Source organism: Mycobacteroides salmoniphilum, from assembly GCF_004924335.1.
In the GTDB taxonomy this organism is placed as follows: domain Bacteria; phylum Actinomycetota; class Actinomycetes; order Mycobacteriales; family Mycobacteriaceae; genus Mycobacterium; species Mycobacterium salmoniphilum.
Genome location: NZ_CP024633.1, coordinates 1,696,131 through 1,712,508 on the forward strand (window position 1 = coordinate 1,696,131; position 16,378 = coordinate 1,712,508).

Consider the following 16,378-nt stretch of genomic DNA (forward strand, 5'->3'; position numbering starts at 1 on the left):
GTGCAACTGCTCTTTTGGTTCAGACGTCGCCCGCGGCGATTCGGTTCCATCTTTTTTCGGAGATCTCAAAGCGGGAAGTAGGGGAGGAGTGCGTCGAGGTTCGAGCGAACCGCGGTCATACAGTCGGGGTATGGCGTGAAGTCCTCATGTGATGTGTCGACTGCGACCCCGTACACGCCTGTGGTTGCTTCCACGTTGATCACGCAGGAATCCTTTTGCGGTGGTGTGGCACGGTAGGCGAAAAGGGCCTTTCTGCCGCCAATTTCTAGGTCCTGGTATCCCCAGTGGTTGTTGGCCTTCTTGAGCATGTCAAGTGTGTAGTTCGACGCGGCGACGGTCAGGAGATATCTGGTTCGCGGATAGTACTTGCAGAAGACGGTCTCGATATCGCCGTCAGTTTGGGAGTCTGGGCGCGGAGGTTTTCTGTCCAACTGCAGTTGCTCGACGATGCTTGTCGGAATGTCTTTGCAAGGGTCAAATGTGATGTGAACACGACCCTTAGAGTTCGTGGGGAGTGGTGATGTCACAGGCGACCCAGTAACTGCGCTAGAACAACCTGTAACGAAAAGCATTACTGATATCAAAAACACGACACGTGACATTCTGTGCGGCCTCTAACGGCCAGGCTGCCCAAAACTGTTCGCGTTGTTCGCATCTGTCGCCTTGTAGCCCTTCCGTAGCGCAGCGAACAGGGTCTTCATTTCCTCGACTTGGTCGATGTGTGACTGGAATGTGTTGTCAGCGCTTGTCGCGCTGCCAGACGCCTTGTGCTGAAACGCCTGCGCTAGCGTGGCGCCTGAGGGGAGCTTCGCTTCAGCGAATCCCAGGGGATATCCTGCCAAGTCGCGTGCATCCCTGCGAAGGTCCTCGAGCGCCTGAACGTAGTCCCCGCACGCGGCGATGACCGCGTCGATCGCGCCGTCTTCGAGGTGTAGGACGAGCCGTCCGTCCTTCGCGTTCTCGATCAGCTGATCCACCGACATAGCGCCCCCTCAGGTCATGGCCGGATTTGGCCAGGTCAGATTCATCGTATGTGTATAGGACGTCGAACGTCCCGGATCGGTTCCATCGAAATTTCGCCAGGTGCGACAAAGTCGCGTTACCCGCCCCAGCGCCTACGCACTCCGGTGTACCGCCAGCCCAGGGCCGCCAACGCCCACGTCACGATGAACAGCGCCACGATCACGTAACCCATCGCTGCCAGATCCAGTTCGCCCACCGCGGCCAGCGGACCCGTCGTGATATCGAGCTTCTCGGTGAGAATCGAAATGATCTCCTGCGATCCGATCAGCACCGCCACTGCCACCGACAGCCCGGTGACCACCAGGTTGTAGTAGATCTTGCGCGCCGGCTCCTGGAACGCCCAGTCGTAGGCGAAGTTCATCAGCGATCCGTCGAGCGAATCGAACAGCGACATTCCGGCACTGAACAAGATGGGCAGCACCAAGATCGCGTACCAGGGCAGCCCGGTCACCGCGGCACCGCCGGCGATCACCAGCAGCGACACCTCGGTGACCGTGTCGAACCCCAACCCGAACAGCAGGCCCACTGGGTACATCTGCCAGGGCTTGCGGATCGCGGCCATCAATGGCCCGAAAAGCCGGTTCAGCCCGCCGCGATGGGACAGCTCGCGCTCCAGCGCCGCCTCGTCCACCTCACCGCCGCGCATCCGCTTGGCAATGCGGTAGATCCCGATCAGCGACACCAGATTGAGCAGCCCGATGAGCAACAGAAACGTGCCGGAGACCGCTGTCCCGAAAACGCCCGTCCACTGCTGCAGCGACGACTGCTCGTCGGAAACATTGGCCGCCAATGCCTTAACGCCAAGCGCCAGCAGCCCAACCATGATGAACACGATCGACGAATGCCCCAGGGAGAACCAGAAACCCACCGACATTGGGCGTCGCCCATCGGCCACCAGCTTGCGGGTGGTGTTGTCGATGGCCGCGATGTGGTCGGCATCGAAGGCATGCCGCATGCCCAGCGTGTACGCCGTGACACCCAGGCCGACCCCGAACACGCTGCCCTGCACCGTGAAATGTGCCGGAGCGACCAGGAATACCAGCATGCCCCAGCCAAGGACGTGCAGTACGCCCACCGCCACACTCATCCCGACGACGCTGCGCCTCTGACCTTCGTCCAAACGACGCCAGCCGGTGAGAATCCGCACGCCTGCGAGCCTAGACGACAGGCTTACCCATGCGCTCGCGCAATCGCATGTCCCAGATGAGCACGGCATACGACAACGTCCACAGCTGTGCGGGCACCATCCGATCGGCGATCCGCAGCGCGCTCAGCAGCGCATCGAAGCGGCGCTGGTCGCCATCGGTCCACGAAACCTGCAACAGCTCACGGAACTGCGGGGGCAGAAATCCTTTGGTTGCAAACAGATTGAACCGTCCGGCCATCCGTAGCGGCCACGGCAGCATCTTGAACGACGCGACCCCCAACAGATGCTCGCGTACCGGCGCGTCGATCCGCAGCTCGTCCAGGGAGCGTTTCCAGTAGTCGTTGAACGCATCCCGGTCCGGCGGCCACTCCTCGGGTCGCACCTGTAATGCGGTGCCGATCCGTGCGCCGTCGCGATAGATCTGATCGGCCGTCGCATCATCGAGCGGGCCGTGCAACGACTCATAGGCCTGCACGTAGTACTGGTACAAGCACGCCGCCACCCACAGCTGCAGTCCCGGATCGAAGGCGTTGTACTTCACCGGGCTCTTGGGCGTCGAACGGACCTGCCGGTGCACCGCGTCAACACCGCGCTTCATCACCTCGCGGTCGCTGCGGCTGCCCATCGTGGCGACCGCGAGAAACATTCCGGTGGTCCGGGCCCGTTTGAACGGATGCTTGTAGACGTTGCCGCTGTCGACGGGACTCTCCACCACGCCATATCCGACGCCCGGATGCGACAGCTGCATGATCACATTCGAGGCAGGCAACAGCAGCGAAGCGGGATTGACCAGGTCCACAAGCCTGGCAGGGGAGTGCTTCATTGCACAGCAAATTCTATAGGGTGTGTGCGTGTCGCGCCGAGGATTCCGCGCCGCGGGTATAGCCCTCGGTTACGCCCTGGACCGGGCCTTCGGCGACCCGCAGCGGTTCCACCCGGTTGCCGGGTTCGGTCAGGCTGCTGCGGCGCTGGAGACGTACACCTACCGGGACACCAAGCTCGCCGGTGCCGCTCACACCGCGGCACTGCTGACCGTTGTCACCATCGCCGGATACGCAGCCGAACGCGCGGCACGCCGCTCCGCGACCGCCACCATCATCGTGACCGCCGTCGCGACCTGGGCGACCCTGGGCGGAACGTCCCTGGTGCGGGTGGGTACCCACATGTCGGAACACCTGTACGACGATGAGATCGACGACGCGCGTGCGCTGCTGCCGTCCCTCTGCGGCCGGGATCCGGGCCTGCTGGACGTCGACGGCATCGCCCGCGCCACCGTGGAATCCCTGGCAGAGAACACCTCCGATGCCCACACTGGGCCGTTGGTATGGGCGGCAATCGCGGGAGTGCCTGGCGTGTTGGCCTACCGCGCGGCCAACACCCTCGATGCGATGATTGGCCACAAATCGGCCCGTTACCTGCGATTCGGCTGGGCGGCAGCACGGTTGGACGACCTGCTCAATCTGCTGCCCGCCAGGATCACCGCGTTGGCCACGGCGGTGGCGGCCCCGTTTCTCGGCGGTTCAGCCGTCGCGACGCTGCGCGTCTGCCTGCGCGACGGGCAGCGTCACCCCAGTCCCAACGCAGGCGTCGCCGAGGCGGCGTTCGCAGGTGCGCTCGGCGTGCGTCTCGGTGGCCCCGTTCGGTACCCGTACGGCGAGGAGATCCGTCCCACCCTGGGGCGCGGTGCCGCACCCAGGATCGGGGAAGTGCATGAGGCAGCCCGGCTTTCGCGTGCCGTCCAGAACGTGACGGCCGTCGCCGCGGTGATTGCTGCGCTGCGTCAGTGCCGTCCGTAACGGTCAGCCAACCGTTCCTCGGTGGTCTGTGGTGTCCCGGGTTTCACGGCTTTTACCGCAGCGGCCGCCGCGCGACGCTGCCTGATCTCGGAGAATGCGAAGTACCCCAAACCAAATGGCGCCAAAATTCCGAACGCGATCCACTGGATGCCGTAGGACAGGAACGGTCCGGCGTCCAGCTGCGGCAGCGGGATGGCCCCCAAGCCGCCCGGCTGATCCTCCGAGAGCTGCAGATACGGCCCGGCAAGCGGAGTCTTCAGCAGCGTCGACACCTGTCCCGGAACGATCGAATACACCTGGTATTCACCGTTTTCCAGGAATGGCGCCTTGTCCGATTGCTGTTCGGGCTCCCGCAGCCGCGCGTTGATGGTCACCTGCGCGGTGGGCGCTACGGGTACCGGGGGCGCGCTGGTGCCCTCTTCGGGTCGCACATAGCCGCGGTTCACCAGAATCGCGGGACCTCCATCGACCTGGAACACCGTCAGCGCCTCATAGGCGGGTTTGGCATCGACCACGCGCAGCCGGGCCAGCACCTGACGGTCCGGCAGATAGTGGCCGGTCGCCGTCACCCTGCGCCACTCGGAGTCCTCGGGCATCGAATAGTCAGGCCGTAGCTCATCTTTCAGCGGCACCGGGTCGGCGCTCACCGAATGGGCGATGCGGTCGTTCTCTCGCGAAGTCTTGGTGTTCTTACCCAGCTGCCACGGAGCCAACACCGTGAAACATAGGTACGCGAATGCGATGACTACCAGCGCCAGGGCAATCCATCCCGGGCGCAGTAGAAACGCGAGCCGTCGCATCAGCTGTTCTCGCGCTCCGCGAGCGTCTTATCGACCCACGCGTGCAGGCCGGGCATCGCGGCCTCGATAACCGACAGCACGTCTGCGAAATCCTTGCGGTCGCCGTAGTAGGGGTCCTCGACATCCATTGCCGCCCGTCCGGCCCGCGGATCGAAGGACCGCAGCAGCCGTACCCGCTCCGGGTCGGCTCCCAGATGCAGCAGCATCCGGGAGTGGTTGCGCGCCAGGGCAATGATGAGATCGGCGCTCAGATGATCACCGTCCACTTGGGCCGCTCTGTGCTGCGTGGGGTAGCCGTACTCGGCCAGCACGCTGGCCGCGCGTTCGTCGGCCGGCTGTCCGGAATGCCAATCTCCGGTGCCGGCGCTGGTGACGCGTACTCGATCGCCCAGACCGCGCTCGGCGAGTTGGTGCGCCAGCATCTTCTCGGCGATGGGGGAGCGGCAGATGTTGCCGGTGCAGATGAAGGTGACGTGGAGGGGCTCAGACATGAAGCTCCTCCCGCAGTTGTTGTGGGGTGCCGACTCGGCCGATGATCCATGGGGAAAGATCGCCGGAATTCGGCGCATCTTCGTCGAAATCCGTTGCTCCGTAGCCCCAGTCGACGACGACGGTGCCGATACCGTGTGCGGCCGCGCCTTCCACGTCGTGCACGCGGTCGCCGACCATCACCACGCCGGTCAACGGAACCTCATCCAGCTGGGACAGCGCGTGCTCGATCACATCGGCCTTACTGGACCGGACACCGTCTGGGCTCGCTCCGGCGATCACCTGGAAAAACTCGGCAAGCCCGAAATGCTCCAGGATGCGCGCCGCGATCGGCTCGGACTTGGACGTCGCCACCACCATGGGCACCCCCGCCTCGCGCAGCCCGGTCAGCACGTCGTGGATACCGTCGAACATCTCGTTGACGGCCCATCCGCGTTCGCCGTAGTCGGCTCGGTAGGCCGCTATCGCGTCGTCGGCACGGTCGCCGAGCCCCATCGAGCCCAAAGTGACGTGCATGGGTGGTCCCACCACCCGCGACGCGATATCACCGGTCGGTTCGGGGGCGCCGACATGACTGAGCGCGTGCCGGAAACTCGAGACGATCCCCGGTGCAGAATCGGTCAAGGTGCCGTCGAGATCGAAGATCACCAGCATCGGAGGAGCCACCCCCCTACATTAGTGTCGAGACATGAGTGGGCCGCGAAAGGGAGTGCGCTATCACGGCGACCAGGCGCTGATTCCCGGCGTTCTGGACTTCGCTGTGAATGTGCGTGCCGCCGCGCCACCGCGCTGGCTGCGTGATCGGCTCGCCGTCCGGCTCGATGAGCTGGGCAGCTACCCGCGCCGCGCCGATGAGGAGCGCGCCGTTTCCGCGATCGCCGAACGACATGGCCGAACGTCCGATGAGGTGCTGTTGCTGGCGGGCGCCGCGGAGGGCTTTGCGATGCTGCCCCGGCTGAACCCGCGACAGGCCGCCGTGTTCGCGCCCGGCTTCACCGAGCCCGAAGCCGTGCTTGCCGAGGCGGGTATCCCGATCGACCACGTGGTGTTGCCGCCACCGTTCACCCTCGGCGACGTCACAGTCCCCGAGGAAGCCGACCTGGTGGTTATCGGGAACCCCACCAACCCGACCTCGGTGCTGCACCGTCGTACGGATCTGCTCGCGTTGCGTGGCCCCGGACGAATCGTGGTGGTCGATGAGGCCTTTATGGATGCGGTGCCCGGCGAGCCGGAGTCCTTGGCCGCGCAGCGGCTGCCCGGCCTGGTGGTGCTGCGCAGCCTCACTAAAACGTGGGCACTTGCGGGATTGCGCGCGGGCTACGCCGTGGGCGATCCGGAGGTGTTGGGCAGGCTCGCGCACGGCCGTGCGCATTGGCCCTTGGGCACACTGCAACTCGAAGCCCTGATCGCGTGCAATACCCCCGAGGCGGTCGCGCTGGCCGGGCAGGACACCCAGCGTCTGGTCAATATGCGGCGCCGGCAGGCCGATGCGCTGCGCGGCCTGGGATTGACGGTCACCGAAGGATCGGCGCCGTTCCTACTGGTGGCCGTGCCCGATGCCAAACTGATGCGAAAACACTTGGAGATCAAGAATATCGCCGTCCGCCGCTGCGACACCTTCGTGGGGCTGGGCGGAGATTATCTGCGGGTGGCGGTGCGACCCGAATGGCCGGAGCTGGTGCAAGCGATGAAGGAGATTCTGTAGTGGGTGTGCGGCTCGCGGACATCATCGGTGTGCTTGACGCGGCGTATCCGCCCGCCCTCGCCGAATCGTGGGACTCGGTGGGCTTGGTCTGCGGTGACCCCGAACAGCAGATCGACGCGGTGACCGTCGCCGTCGACGCCACAACGTCGGTGCTCGACGAGATGGACAGTGCTGGTTCGCATGCCGGCTCGCATCTGCTGTTGGCGCACCACCCGCTGCTGCTGCGCGGGGTGGACACCGTGGCGGCCAGTACGCCGAAGGGTGCGCTGATCCATCGCCTCATCCGTTCGGGCGGTGCGTTGTTCACGGCGCATACCAACGCCGACTCGGCGAGCCCCGGTGTGTCCGACGCTCTCGCCGAAGCCCTTGGGCTGCAGGTGACCTCGGTGCTCTCCCCGCAGTTCGCCGACTACGACAAATGGGTGGTGTTTGTGCCCACCGAATCCGCGGAGGTGGTGCGCCGCGCCATGTTCGACGCGGGCGCCGGACAGCTCGGTGCCTACTCGGACTGCTCGTGGAGCGCCACCGGTACCGGGCAGTTCCGCCCGCTGGAGGGTTCGGACCCCACAATCGGCGTGCACGGTGTCGTGGAGCAGGTTGTCGAGGACAGGGTGGAGATGGTCGCCCCATCCCCGCTACGCTGCGCGCTGTTCGCGGCGATTCACGCAGCTCATCCCTATGAAGTGCCGGCCATCGATGTGCTGCCCATGGCGCCGGTGCCGGCGGGCACCGGTCTGGGGCGTGTGGGTGTGCTGCCCGAACCTGAGCTCCTCCGTGACTTCGTATCGCGCGTCGGAGCCGCCCTGCCGGAAACGGTGTGGGGAACCCGGGCCGCCGGTGATCCGGATGCGCTGATTCAGACCGTCGCAGTCTGCGGTGGTGCGGGTGATTCGCTGTTGAGCGCCGCGGTCGGATCCGGGGTCGACGCGTACGTCACCGCCGATCTGCGGCACCATCCCGCCGACGAGCATGCCCGGGCAAGTAGCGTTGCACTTGTCGACGTCGCCCACTGGGCCAGCGAGTTCCCGTGGTGCGCGCAGGCAGCGCGGGTGCTCGACACCGAATTCGGGGAGAAGCTGACGACACGCGTCTCACCCGTTCGCACAGACCCTTGGACCCTGGGTGGTCCAGAGAAAGAAGAACGAGCATGAAAGCCGATGTGGCACAACAGCGTCTCCTGGTAGATCTGGCGTCCGTGGATGCCGAATTGACGCGCCTTACGCACCGGCGCGCGAATCCGCCGGAACGCCAGGAACACGGGGAGTTGCAAGCGCAGCAGCGGAAGATTCTCGGCGACGTGAGCGCACTCGGTCTCGCGCTGGAAGACCTGGACGTTCAGGTGGCGAAGCTGGACACCGAGGTGACCGCCGTGCGTCAACGGGAGGATCGCGACCGTTCCCTGCTGGCCTCGGGCAGCGTGAACCCGAAGGAACTCGTCGATATTCAGCATGAGCTCGACACCCTGGAGCGCCGCCAGTCCAGCCTCGAGGACTCCGAGCTGGAGCTGATGGAGCGTCGCGAGGAGCTCCAGGCCCAACAGGCTTCGTCTCAGGCCAGTGCCGACAAGATCGCCGAACGGATAGCGGAAATCGAGCGGCTCCAGCGTGCGATTTCCATCGACACCGATGCCGAGGAGAACCAGATTCGGCAGCGTCGTGACGGCCTGTCGTCCTCCATCGAGGGATCGCTGCTGGAAGCCTACGAACGGCAGCGCCGCTCGGGAGGTCCGGGGGCGGGGTTATTGCAAGGCAACAAGTGCGGTGCGTGCCGTATCGAGTTGGACCGCGGTGAGCTGTCCCGGATCTCGGCCGCCGCCGCCGACGAGGTGCTGCGGTGCCCCGAGTGCAGTGCGATCCTGGTGCGCCTGTGAGAGTTCTTGTCGAAGCCGATGGTGGTTCGCGCGGTAACCCCGGGCTGGCCGGATATGGCGCAGTGGTGTTCGCCCCGGATCATGAGACGGTGTTGGGGGAGGCCTGCGAGGCGATCGGTCATGCCACCAACAATGTGGCCGAATACCGTGGTCTGATAGCGGGATTGGCGGAGGCGGCGCGGCTGGGTGCCACTGCGGTAAGCGTATCGATGGACTCCAAACTCGTCGTCGAGCAGATGTCCGGCCGATGGAAGGTCAAACATCCCGACCTCATCACGCTGTACCGGCAGGCCGTCACCGCCGCGATGCAGTTCGAAACCGTCGACTACAAGTGGATTCCGCGGGAACGCAATAAGCACGCCGACCGGCTGGCCAACGAGGCGATGGACCGCGCCAGTGGCATCGAACCCAAGGCTCCAAAGAAGCCCAAGGAAACCAAAGAAACCAAAGAAGCCAAGGAAGCCAAGGAGCCCAAGCCTGCCGACACTGCGCCGGGCTGGACCGGCGCGCGCGGCAAGCCCACCCGAATGCTGTTGCTTCGCCACGGGCAGACCGAACTTTCGGTGCAGCGGCGTTACTCCGGGCGCGGGAATCCCGAGCTGACCGAACTGGGCCGCGATCAGGCTGCGAGGGCGGCGCGTTACCTCGCGAGCCGCGGCGGCATCGCGGCCGTCGTCAGCTCGCCGCTGGGCCGAGCCAAGCAGACCGCCACCGCGGCTGCCGACGCACTGGGAGTGCCCCTGATCGTCGATGACGATCTGATCGAAACCGACTTCGGCACGTGGGAGGGGCTGACGTTTTCCGAGGCTTCCCAGCGTGATCCGCAGCTACACGCCCAGTGGCTCAGCGATACGTCGGTGACTCCGCCGGAGGGGGAGAGCTTCGATACCGTGCACCACCGGGTGCGCCGTGCCCGCAATCGGATCATCGCCGAGTACGGCGACGCAACGGTTTTGGTGGTATCCCATGTGACGCCCATCAAGACGCTGCTGCGCCTGGCGCTGGATGCGGGACCGGGCCTGCTGTATCGGCTGCACCTGGATCTGGCCTCGCTGAGCATCGCCGAGTTCTACTCGGACGGGCCCGCGTCGGTGCGACTCGTCAATGAGACGTCATACCTGACTTAGGCTGTCGCCATGGCTTCTCGCGATCACGGCGATCCGGGCGATGCGCCCACCATTGCCCCACCCCTGGCAGATGTCGCCAACCCGGCTCGGCCGTCGGCCGCGGAGGAGGCCAGAACGGTCGCGGCGTCGACGAACATCGCGACACTGGCCAGCCTATCGGCTGAGGGAGAGCCATGGGCTTCGCTGGTCACCTACGGTTTGCTGGGTGGGTCGCCGGTGCTGTGCGTATCGAAGATGGCCGAGCACGGACGCAACCTGATACGCGACCCCCGAGCGAGCGTTTCCATCGTGGCGCCCGACGCCCCCGAGGATCCCTTGGCCAATACGCGGATCACCCTCGCCGGGAAGGTCCGCCGCCCCAGTGCGGAGGAGCTGCCGGCGGCTCGGGAGGCGCACATCGCGGCGGTGCCCGCGGCCCGCTATTACATTGACTACAGCGATTTCTCCGTCTGGATCCTGGATGTCGAACGTGTGCGCTGGGTGGGCGGTTACGGGCGCATGGACTCAGCCAGCGGCGCCGATTATGACTCGGCCGCACCAGATCCCGTCTCGACCAAGGCTGATCGGGCGGTCACTCACCTCAACGACGATCACGGGCAGGCGTTGCTTGCGATGGCGCAACGACTGGGTGGGTACCCGGACGCCACCGCGGCTCGTTGTGAAGGGGCAGACCGATACGGGCTGGATATCCGGGTGAGCACGCCACGGGGCTGGTCCGTGACCCGAGTCGGCTACGTCGACCCGATCGATTCGATCGATGAGCTCCGGGGTGCGACCGTGCAGCTGGCACGGCTGGCCGACCCGGGCGCTTAGCGCACGCAGGCTTGAAACTCCACTAATCGAGAAGATTGTGGATAACTCGGATCGTGATCGAATAGCTGTGGACAACAACAGAAGTCAACGCTACTCGAACTGATGTTCGAGTAGCGTTAATGAGGTGGTCCCGACAGATTCAGCCGCCCGCGCGGCGCGGCTCGTCGAAAGAATCGCCGAGCTGGAGCGAGTGAAGGCTGCCGCCGCGGCGGAGCAGGCACATGCCGCGGTGCTGCTTGATCGCGCACGCCGCGAGGACGAGGCCGCCAACGGTGTGCCTCGACGACGGCAAGGGGCGGGCGTCGCCACCGAGATCGCCTTGGCGCGGCAAGATTCGCCGGCCCGTGGCGGTCGTCATCTCGGCTTCGCGAAGGCGCTGGTGAACGAAATGCCCCACACGCTTGCGGCATTGGTGTGCGGCGCGCTGAATGAATGGCGCGCGACGATTCTGGTGCGCGAAACCGCATACCTTGCCGTCGAGGATCGGCAGAAGATCGACGTCGAGATATGCGCGGATCCGTCTCGGCTGCGCGGGATGGGCGACGCCCGGCTCACGGCGGAGGCGAAACGTCTGGCGTATCGACTCGATGCGGAGGCCGTGGTGCGCCGCGCATGCCGGGCCGAGAACGAACGTCGGGTATCCATCCGTCCCGCGCCAGACACCATGACGTACCTGACGGCGTTACTTCCGGTGAAACAGGGGGTGGCGGTCTACGCGGCTCTCAAGCGAGCCGCCGACGCGTCGATGGATCCCGTTCGTGGCCAAGGGCAGATCATGGCCGACACCCTCGTGGAGCGGGTGGCCGGAGTGCCATCCGCCGAGGCTGTTCCTCTGGGCGTGAACATCACGATCTCCGATGAGGCGCTACTGGGCGGAGGTATCGAGCCCGCGATGATCGCGGGTCACGGACCCGTCCCGGCCGCAGTGGCGCGCAGGCTCATATCCGACGGGGTCAGCGCCGGTGCGAAGGTCTTGGTGCGGCGGTTGTATCGACGCTTCGGTACGGGCGCACTGGTGGGCGCGGAGTCGCGAAGTCGGTTGTTTTCCAAGGGATTAGCGGAGCTGATCGACCTGCGTGACCAAACGTGTCGGACGCCGTACTGCGATGCCCCGATCCGCCACCACGACCACATCGTGGGCAGTGCACGAGGCGGCGCTACGTCGTTCGATAACGGTCAGGGTCTCTGCGAGCGATGCAATTACGTGAAGGAGTCGCCAGGGTGGAGGCATACCGTCGTAGTCACGACGCCGACCGGGTCGGTCTATCACTCGACGGCCCCTCCGCTCCTCTGAACAAAGGCCACAGGGCGAGAACATAAATGGTGACAACAGCGACCGGAGCGACGAAGGGCAGCCAGGACGACAGTCCGGTGGGTATCGCCGTTGCCAGTAGAGCCGCGGAACCGAACAGCAGTGCGGGAAGGACTTCGGATGGCCAATGCCGGTTGTACGCGGCCGACAGAGATATCACGGCGGCCAGGCCGGAGAGCATCGCGACCAACGGGGACGTATCGGCACGCGCCAAGACGCCGATGACGAACAGCACGCCGACGATCACACCCGCTTTCATCGGCGTCGTCTTACTCGCGGGCGCTGCGGCATCAGGTGCATCGCGTGGTTGAGTCCCGAGTCGTGATTCCAACCAATCACGTCGACCCCCGTCACGGAGATATTGCGATACATCCGTGAACGTTCCAACCGCCACCAGCGGGCAACGATTGGATCGGGTTCTTCACGGAAGGGCGAGCGATCGAGCACATCGACCACCAGGACCGGGTGCCCACGCCGCCGAAGGTCGGTAAGCGCGAGACCAAAATCGGCGTTCATCAGCGTGGAAAACGCCACCACGATCGCGTTGGGCGGCATCGCGGCGCGCGGCGCCAGCGCGCTACTGCTGTGTGAATGCCATTCCCCGGCATCCAGAACGGCGTCAAGCAGGCGATAAAACTGATGGCGGCCGATATCGGGGGCAAGCCAGCGTGGAGCACTGCCCAACAGGACCACGCCCGCCCGATCTCCACGCTGCAACACCGACTGCACCAGCTGGGCCGCGCCGCGTGCGGATCGCTCCGTTGCCGTTGTCGCCGGGCCCGACGGCTGCGGATAGGTGTCGATCAGAACGACAACATCGGCGGCCCGATCGGTCAGCCGGTCGGTGACGTGCAACCTTCCCCGCCGCGCGCTGACCCGCCAATTGACTGTTCGCAGTGAGTCACCCGGGACGTACTCACGGATATCCGCGTACTCGACGCCCGGTCCGTGGTGTCGCGTCAGGTGTGTGCCGATCCGGTCGGGTAGGTCGGCGGGCGGCAGCCTGACGTCTTGTGGGTCTGCCAACGGGTAGACGCGCAGCTCCGCCGTGGGCAGCGTCACCGGAGCGCCAGCCCACAGGCCGGACGTCGACACCGTGTGAACCTGAACCGCAATGGTGTATCGGCCCCAGCGTTCCGCTGACACCCGCATGGTGATCTGGTTTGGCGCCGTTGCCTTGTCCATCTCGACGTGCAGACCATCCATGGGCGCCGGGAGCAGCCGACAGACCACGGCTGGCTCTGCCGATTCGACGGACGTGGTGATGGTGACCGTCTCAGACTCCAAGCACCGTAACGGTTCTGACTCACCGGAAACCCATACTCGACCGCCCTGGGGACGTCTGGAGGCACCGACGAGTACGCCGATGAAGGGTGCCGCGAATACCACCAGCTGCCACCGGCCCGTCACCAACGCAAGCGTCAACGCGGTGCCGGCGCAGGCAGCCAGCGCCGATGTCAGCGGGGACGCGCGCCAACTGATCATCCGGATGCTCGCGGTACCGGTAGCCGGTGCAGCAGCTCGTCGACTACATGCGCGCCGGTGATACGGCGTACCCACATCTCGGGACGCAGACTGATCCGGTGTGCGATGGCGGGCACCGCGAGCGCTTTGACGTCCTCGGGTATCACAAAGTCGCGGCCGAGCAGCATGGCCCGAGCCCGCGACATCTGCACCAGGTCGAGCTCGGCGCGCGGACTGGCACCGACCTCGACATGTGAGTGGGCGCGCGTCGCGGCGGCCAGCGCGACAATGTAGCGAAGAACATCCGGATGCACCGAGACGTTTTCCACCGCTTCCCGCATCATCACAAGGTCTTCGGAGGCGATCACCTGCGACACCGTCGGCTGGGCTGACCCGCGGCTCAATCGCCGCTGCAGCATTTCGATCTCGAGGTCCTCGCTCAGATATCCCAATTGCAGCCGGATCGCGAACCGGTCCAGCTGGGCCTCCGGTAGTGGATACGTTCCCTCATACTCAATGGGATTGTCCGTTGCCAGTACCACGAATGGTGCTGGCAGTCTGCGAGTTTCACCGTCGATGCTGACCTGTCCCTCCGCCATCGCCTCCAGCAGCGCCGATTGCGTCTTGGGTGGAGTTCGGTTGATCTCATCGGCCAGTAGGAGATTCGTGAAGATCGGCCCGGTCCGGAACTCGAAAAGTCCGGAAGACATGTCGTAGACCGTGGAGCCCAGCAGATCGGCGGGCAGTAGATCGGGGGTGAACTGCACCCGGACGAAGTCGAGCCCCAGCGCGGCGGCGAATGACCGGGCGATCAGTGTCTTGCCCAGGCCCGGTAGATCCTCGATGAGGACATGCCCGCGTGCGAGTATCGTCAGCAGAATCAGTTGTAGTGCACCACGTTTTCCGACAACAACCCGTTCGATCTCGCTCAGCACCGCATCCGCGTACTGGGTCGCGACGGCAACCGGAAGTGTGGTCACATCTGCTCCAATCGTTCAAGTATCGATTGCAGTACGTCGCGGCCTGGCGCGGGCTCGGCGCGGTCCTCATGCGACGCGCCGTTCGGGTCGACCCAAGGCCACAGCTCGGGGCCGAACATCATGCGGCCGGTCGCGGCAAGCGCGGCCCGATCCTTTGACTGTCGATGACCTGCCGCCGTCTCGAAATCGGCTGCTATCAGCGGCCGCAGATGTCGATCCCAGTCTCCGCGGGTCCGTTCGGCCCAACTGATCCTCGCCTCGGCGCGGGCAAGCCATCGGTGCAACGTCTCGTCCGCCGGAAGGCCGGCCGGGGGCAACGCCCTCGGTTCAGGCGGACTTCGCAGCTGTCGCCAGAGTAGGTACAGGGCGACGGCGACCACCGCGCCGGTGATCGGGAGCGTGAGGGAGCGCAGCGGACTGGCAGCCACACAGGCTTCAGCCAAGATCACCACCAGCAGCACGGCCGGCACGAACCATTTCATCGCCTACTCCGAAGGTCGTCCAATACGTTCTGCAGCCATCGCACGGCGGACTCGCGATCGGTCTGAGTCATCTGGTGTGGGCTAAAACGAGCCTCGGAGAAGAGCGAGACGAGCTCAGTACCCGCCTGCGAGTGGAGGGCGCCGATATGGACCGCCCGCTGCAAGACTTCCGACGGGGTATCCGAGGCAAGTGGCGCCGCCTCGGGCGCCGTCGTGAGTCCCTGCTCCATGGCCGCGTAGCAGGCAATGATCGACGCGCGCGGATCTCGGCCCGGTTCGGCGACCTCGGCGAGGCCGAGTTCAACGAGATGGGCGAGGGACCCGGATGTCGCTTCGGCGCCTTCGGATTCCGCGGATTGGTCGCCAGTGGCATCCAAGGAGTCCGGAATGTCGCGCCTCAGCACGAAGATCGTGACGGCGATGCCGATCAACACCACGCCGAGGATCACGATGGGCGCGCCGGATTCTTCCCGTCCTGGTGTGTTGCCCGGCGTTCTATGGGGCGCGGCCTCGTCGGCCGGCCGCGGTTCGGAGGTGCCCGGGGCAGGCTCGCGCACCGGGGAATCACCCGTGGGCCTGGTCAGGTAGAGCGACATCCACACCGCACTCACCAGGAGGAGAACACTGGCGGCGGCGATGAGCGCCTCGCGCCGGGTCAATCCCCGTAACCGCAAATACGACGGGCTTTCGCTCCCCACTGGCATTCCGGGGCGCCGCCGACGCAGGCTCAATAGGATGAGAATGGCTACGACACCACACAGCAAGAGCTGCAAGGCTATTGAACGAGGCTCAGCGCGAGGTTCCTCGGGCCGGGGGAGAATCGCTGGGTCCGGCAGATAGCTGCGCAGTGCGACAACCAGCAGCGCGACGAGGACAATGAGCCCGGCCGCTCGAACGAACAGCTTGTTTGCACTGTTCATGCCTCATCGTCACATGTGGACGGCCGTTCGCGTCAGTAGACGGTCATGAATAGGTGCCCTCGGGGATGAGGTTGGTGATGCAGAACGGGTGGCCGGCCGGATCGATCAGCACCCGCCATCCGCCCGGATTCGGCTGGGTTTCGGCCTTGGTCGCTCCGAGGCCCAGGATGCGCGCTTCTTCGGCGTCCAGGTCCGCCGCCGCGAGCTCGAGGTGTAGCTGTTTCGGTACGACACCGGCCGGCCACTGGGGCGGCTGATGGTCTGCCACGCGCTGAAAGGTCAGCAGTACGGCGGCGCCCTTCAACGCGGCCATATCGGGACTCTCGAAAAGTAACTCCAGGTCAAGGACCTGCTGGTAGAACCGAGCCAGTGCTGCCGGATCCGAACAGTCGATCGATATCGCGCCCAGTCGAGCCGTTGTCGTCATGGAGACGAGCTTGTCACGAGTAC

At 65.2% G+C, this 16,378-nt stretch carries 20 protein-coding genes; 7 read left to right on the top strand and 13 right to left on the bottom strand.

From position 1 onward, the window contains the following. Window positions 1-65 precede the first annotated feature (65 nt). The 4 genes from DSM43276_RS08475 to DSM43276_RS08490 form a co-directional block, all read right to left on the bottom strand. The gene (locus DSM43276_RS08475) at window positions 66-602 is read right to left on the bottom strand and encodes a DUF3558 domain-containing protein (protein WP_078329281.1); all 537 of its coding nucleotides are present in this window, start codon (window positions 600-602) and stop codon (window positions 66-68) included. A 12-nt stretch (window positions 603-614) separates the two neighbouring features. Beyond that, entirely contained in the window at window positions 615-983 is a 369-nt protein-coding gene (locus DSM43276_RS08480; RefSeq protein WP_078329280.1) for a hypothetical protein, read from the bottom strand. Window positions 984-1,099: 116 nt separating this feature from the next. Continuing rightward, entirely contained in the window at window positions 1,100-2,143 is a 1,044-nt protein-coding gene (gene nicT, locus DSM43276_RS08485; RefSeq protein ID WP_211196761.1) for a Nickel transporter NicT, read from the bottom strand. A 37-nt stretch (window positions 2,144-2,180) separates the two neighbouring features. Further along, entirely contained in the window at window positions 2,181-2,993 is an 813-nt protein-coding gene (locus tag DSM43276_RS08490; RefSeq protein ID WP_078329278.1) for an oxygenase MpaB family protein, read from the bottom strand. A gap of 28 nt (window positions 2,994-3,021) precedes the next feature. Here DSM43276_RS08490 and DSM43276_RS08495 point away from each other — a divergent pair, with 28 nt between their 5' ends. Continuing rightward, complete coding sequence (locus DSM43276_RS08495) at window positions 3,022-3,966, top strand: cobalamin biosynthesis protein (protein WP_078329277.1); 945 nt, start codon at window positions 3,022-3,024, stop codon at window positions 3,964-3,966. Here DSM43276_RS08495 and DSM43276_RS08500 read toward each other — a convergent pair. Genes DSM43276_RS08500 through DSM43276_RS08510 form a run of 3 tightly spaced genes read right to left on the bottom strand, consistent with a single transcriptional unit; the run spans window position 3,951 to window position 5,909 of the window. Beyond that, window positions 3,951-4,766 carry an SURF1 family cytochrome oxidase biogenesis protein gene (locus tag DSM43276_RS08500; RefSeq protein WP_078329276.1) on the bottom strand — a complete coding sequence of 272 codons (816 nt, stop codon included), beginning with the start codon at window positions 4,764-4,766 and terminating at the stop codon, window positions 3,951-3,953. The two genes, DSM43276_RS08495 and DSM43276_RS08500, sit on opposite strands and share 16 nt — an antisense overlap. Further along, window positions 4,766-5,257: a low molecular weight protein-tyrosine-phosphatase gene (locus DSM43276_RS08505; protein ID WP_078326507.1), complete on the bottom strand. Its 492-nt coding sequence runs from the start codon at window positions 5,255-5,257 to the stop codon at window positions 4,766-4,768. Before DSM43276_RS08505 ends, DSM43276_RS08500 begins: the two co-directional genes overlap by 1 nt. Continuing rightward, on the bottom strand, window positions 5,250-5,909 hold the full coding sequence (locus DSM43276_RS08510) for an HAD-IA family hydrolase (protein ID WP_078329275.1): 660 nt from the start codon (window positions 5,907-5,909) through the stop codon (window positions 5,250-5,252). The genes DSM43276_RS08505 and DSM43276_RS08510 overlap by 8 nt, the downstream gene beginning before the upstream one ends. Window positions 5,910-5,943: 34 nt before the next feature. Between DSM43276_RS08510 and cobC the strand changes: the two genes are divergently transcribed. The 6 genes from cobC to DSM43276_RS08540 all read left to right on the top strand — a co-directional run bounded on the left by cobC (window position 5,944) and on the right by DSM43276_RS08540 (window position 12,064). Next, window positions 5,944-6,960 (top strand): Rv2231c family histidinol phosphate aminotransferase CobC, encoded by a 1,017-nt coding sequence (gene cobC, locus DSM43276_RS08515; RefSeq protein ID WP_078329274.1) that lies wholly within the window; start codon window positions 5,944-5,946, stop codon window positions 6,958-6,960. Further along, window positions 6,960-8,111, top strand: coding sequence for a Nif3-like dinuclear metal center hexameric protein (locus DSM43276_RS08520; RefSeq protein ID WP_078329273.1), 1,152 nt, complete (start codon window positions 6,960-6,962; stop codon window positions 8,109-8,111). Before cobC ends, DSM43276_RS08520 begins: the two co-directional genes overlap by 1 nt. Continuing rightward, the gene (locus tag DSM43276_RS08525; protein ID WP_078329272.1) at window positions 8,108-8,830 is read left to right on the top strand and encodes a zinc ribbon domain-containing protein; all 723 of its coding nucleotides are present in this window, start codon (window positions 8,108-8,110) and stop codon (window positions 8,828-8,830) included. Before DSM43276_RS08520 ends, DSM43276_RS08525 begins: the two co-directional genes overlap by 4 nt. After that, complete coding sequence (locus DSM43276_RS08530; protein WP_078329271.1) at window positions 8,827-9,957, top strand: bifunctional RNase H/acid phosphatase; 1,131 nt, start codon at window positions 8,827-8,829, stop codon at window positions 9,955-9,957. Before DSM43276_RS08525 ends, DSM43276_RS08530 begins: the two co-directional genes overlap by 4 nt. A gap of 9 nt (window positions 9,958-9,966) precedes the next feature. After that, window positions 9,967-10,770, top strand: a complete 804-nt coding sequence (locus DSM43276_RS08535) for a HugZ family pyridoxamine 5'-phosphate oxidase (protein ID WP_078329270.1) — start codon at window positions 9,967-9,969, stop codon at window positions 10,768-10,770. A 124-nt stretch (window positions 10,771-10,894) separates the two neighbouring features. Further along, a complete protein-coding gene (locus DSM43276_RS08540) occupies window positions 10,895-12,064 on the top strand; it encodes an HNH endonuclease (protein ID WP_078329269.1) in 1,170 nt (389 codons plus the stop codon). Here DSM43276_RS08540 and DSM43276_RS08545 read toward each other — a convergent pair. From DSM43276_RS08545 to DSM43276_RS08570, 6 genes are read right to left on the bottom strand one after another with little or no spacing between them, the layout of a single operon-like run. Continuing rightward, window positions 12,012-12,341 carry a hypothetical protein gene (locus DSM43276_RS08545; RefSeq protein ID WP_078329268.1) on the bottom strand — a complete coding sequence of 110 codons (330 nt, stop codon included), beginning with the start codon at window positions 12,339-12,341 and terminating at the stop codon, window positions 12,012-12,014. The two genes, DSM43276_RS08540 and DSM43276_RS08545, sit on opposite strands and share 53 nt — an antisense overlap. Further along, window positions 12,338-13,567: a DUF58 domain-containing protein gene (locus tag DSM43276_RS08550; protein WP_078329267.1), complete on the bottom strand. Its 1,230-nt coding sequence runs from the start codon at window positions 13,565-13,567 to the stop codon at window positions 12,338-12,340. Before DSM43276_RS08550 ends, DSM43276_RS08545 begins: the two co-directional genes overlap by 4 nt. Next, window positions 13,564-14,526 carry an AAA family ATPase gene (locus DSM43276_RS08555; RefSeq protein ID WP_078329266.1) on the bottom strand — a complete coding sequence of 321 codons (963 nt, stop codon included), beginning with the start codon at window positions 14,524-14,526 and terminating at the stop codon, window positions 13,564-13,566. Before DSM43276_RS08555 ends, DSM43276_RS08550 begins: the two co-directional genes overlap by 4 nt. Then, complete coding sequence (locus tag DSM43276_RS08560; RefSeq protein ID WP_078329265.1) at window positions 14,523-15,008, bottom strand: hypothetical protein; 486 nt, start codon at window positions 15,006-15,008, stop codon at window positions 14,523-14,525. Before DSM43276_RS08560 ends, DSM43276_RS08555 begins: the two co-directional genes overlap by 4 nt. Continuing rightward, the gene (locus DSM43276_RS08565; RefSeq protein ID WP_078329264.1) at window positions 15,005-15,928 is read right to left on the bottom strand and encodes a DUF4129 domain-containing protein; all 924 of its coding nucleotides are present in this window, start codon (window positions 15,926-15,928) and stop codon (window positions 15,005-15,007) included. The genes DSM43276_RS08560 and DSM43276_RS08565 overlap by 4 nt, the downstream gene beginning before the upstream one ends. A 43-nt stretch (window positions 15,929-15,971) precedes the next feature. Further along, the gene (locus tag DSM43276_RS08570) at window positions 15,972-16,355 is read right to left on the bottom strand and encodes a VOC family protein (RefSeq protein ID WP_078329263.1); all 384 of its coding nucleotides are present in this window, start codon (window positions 16,353-16,355) and stop codon (window positions 15,972-15,974) included. Window positions 16,356-16,378: the final 23 nt, after the last annotated feature.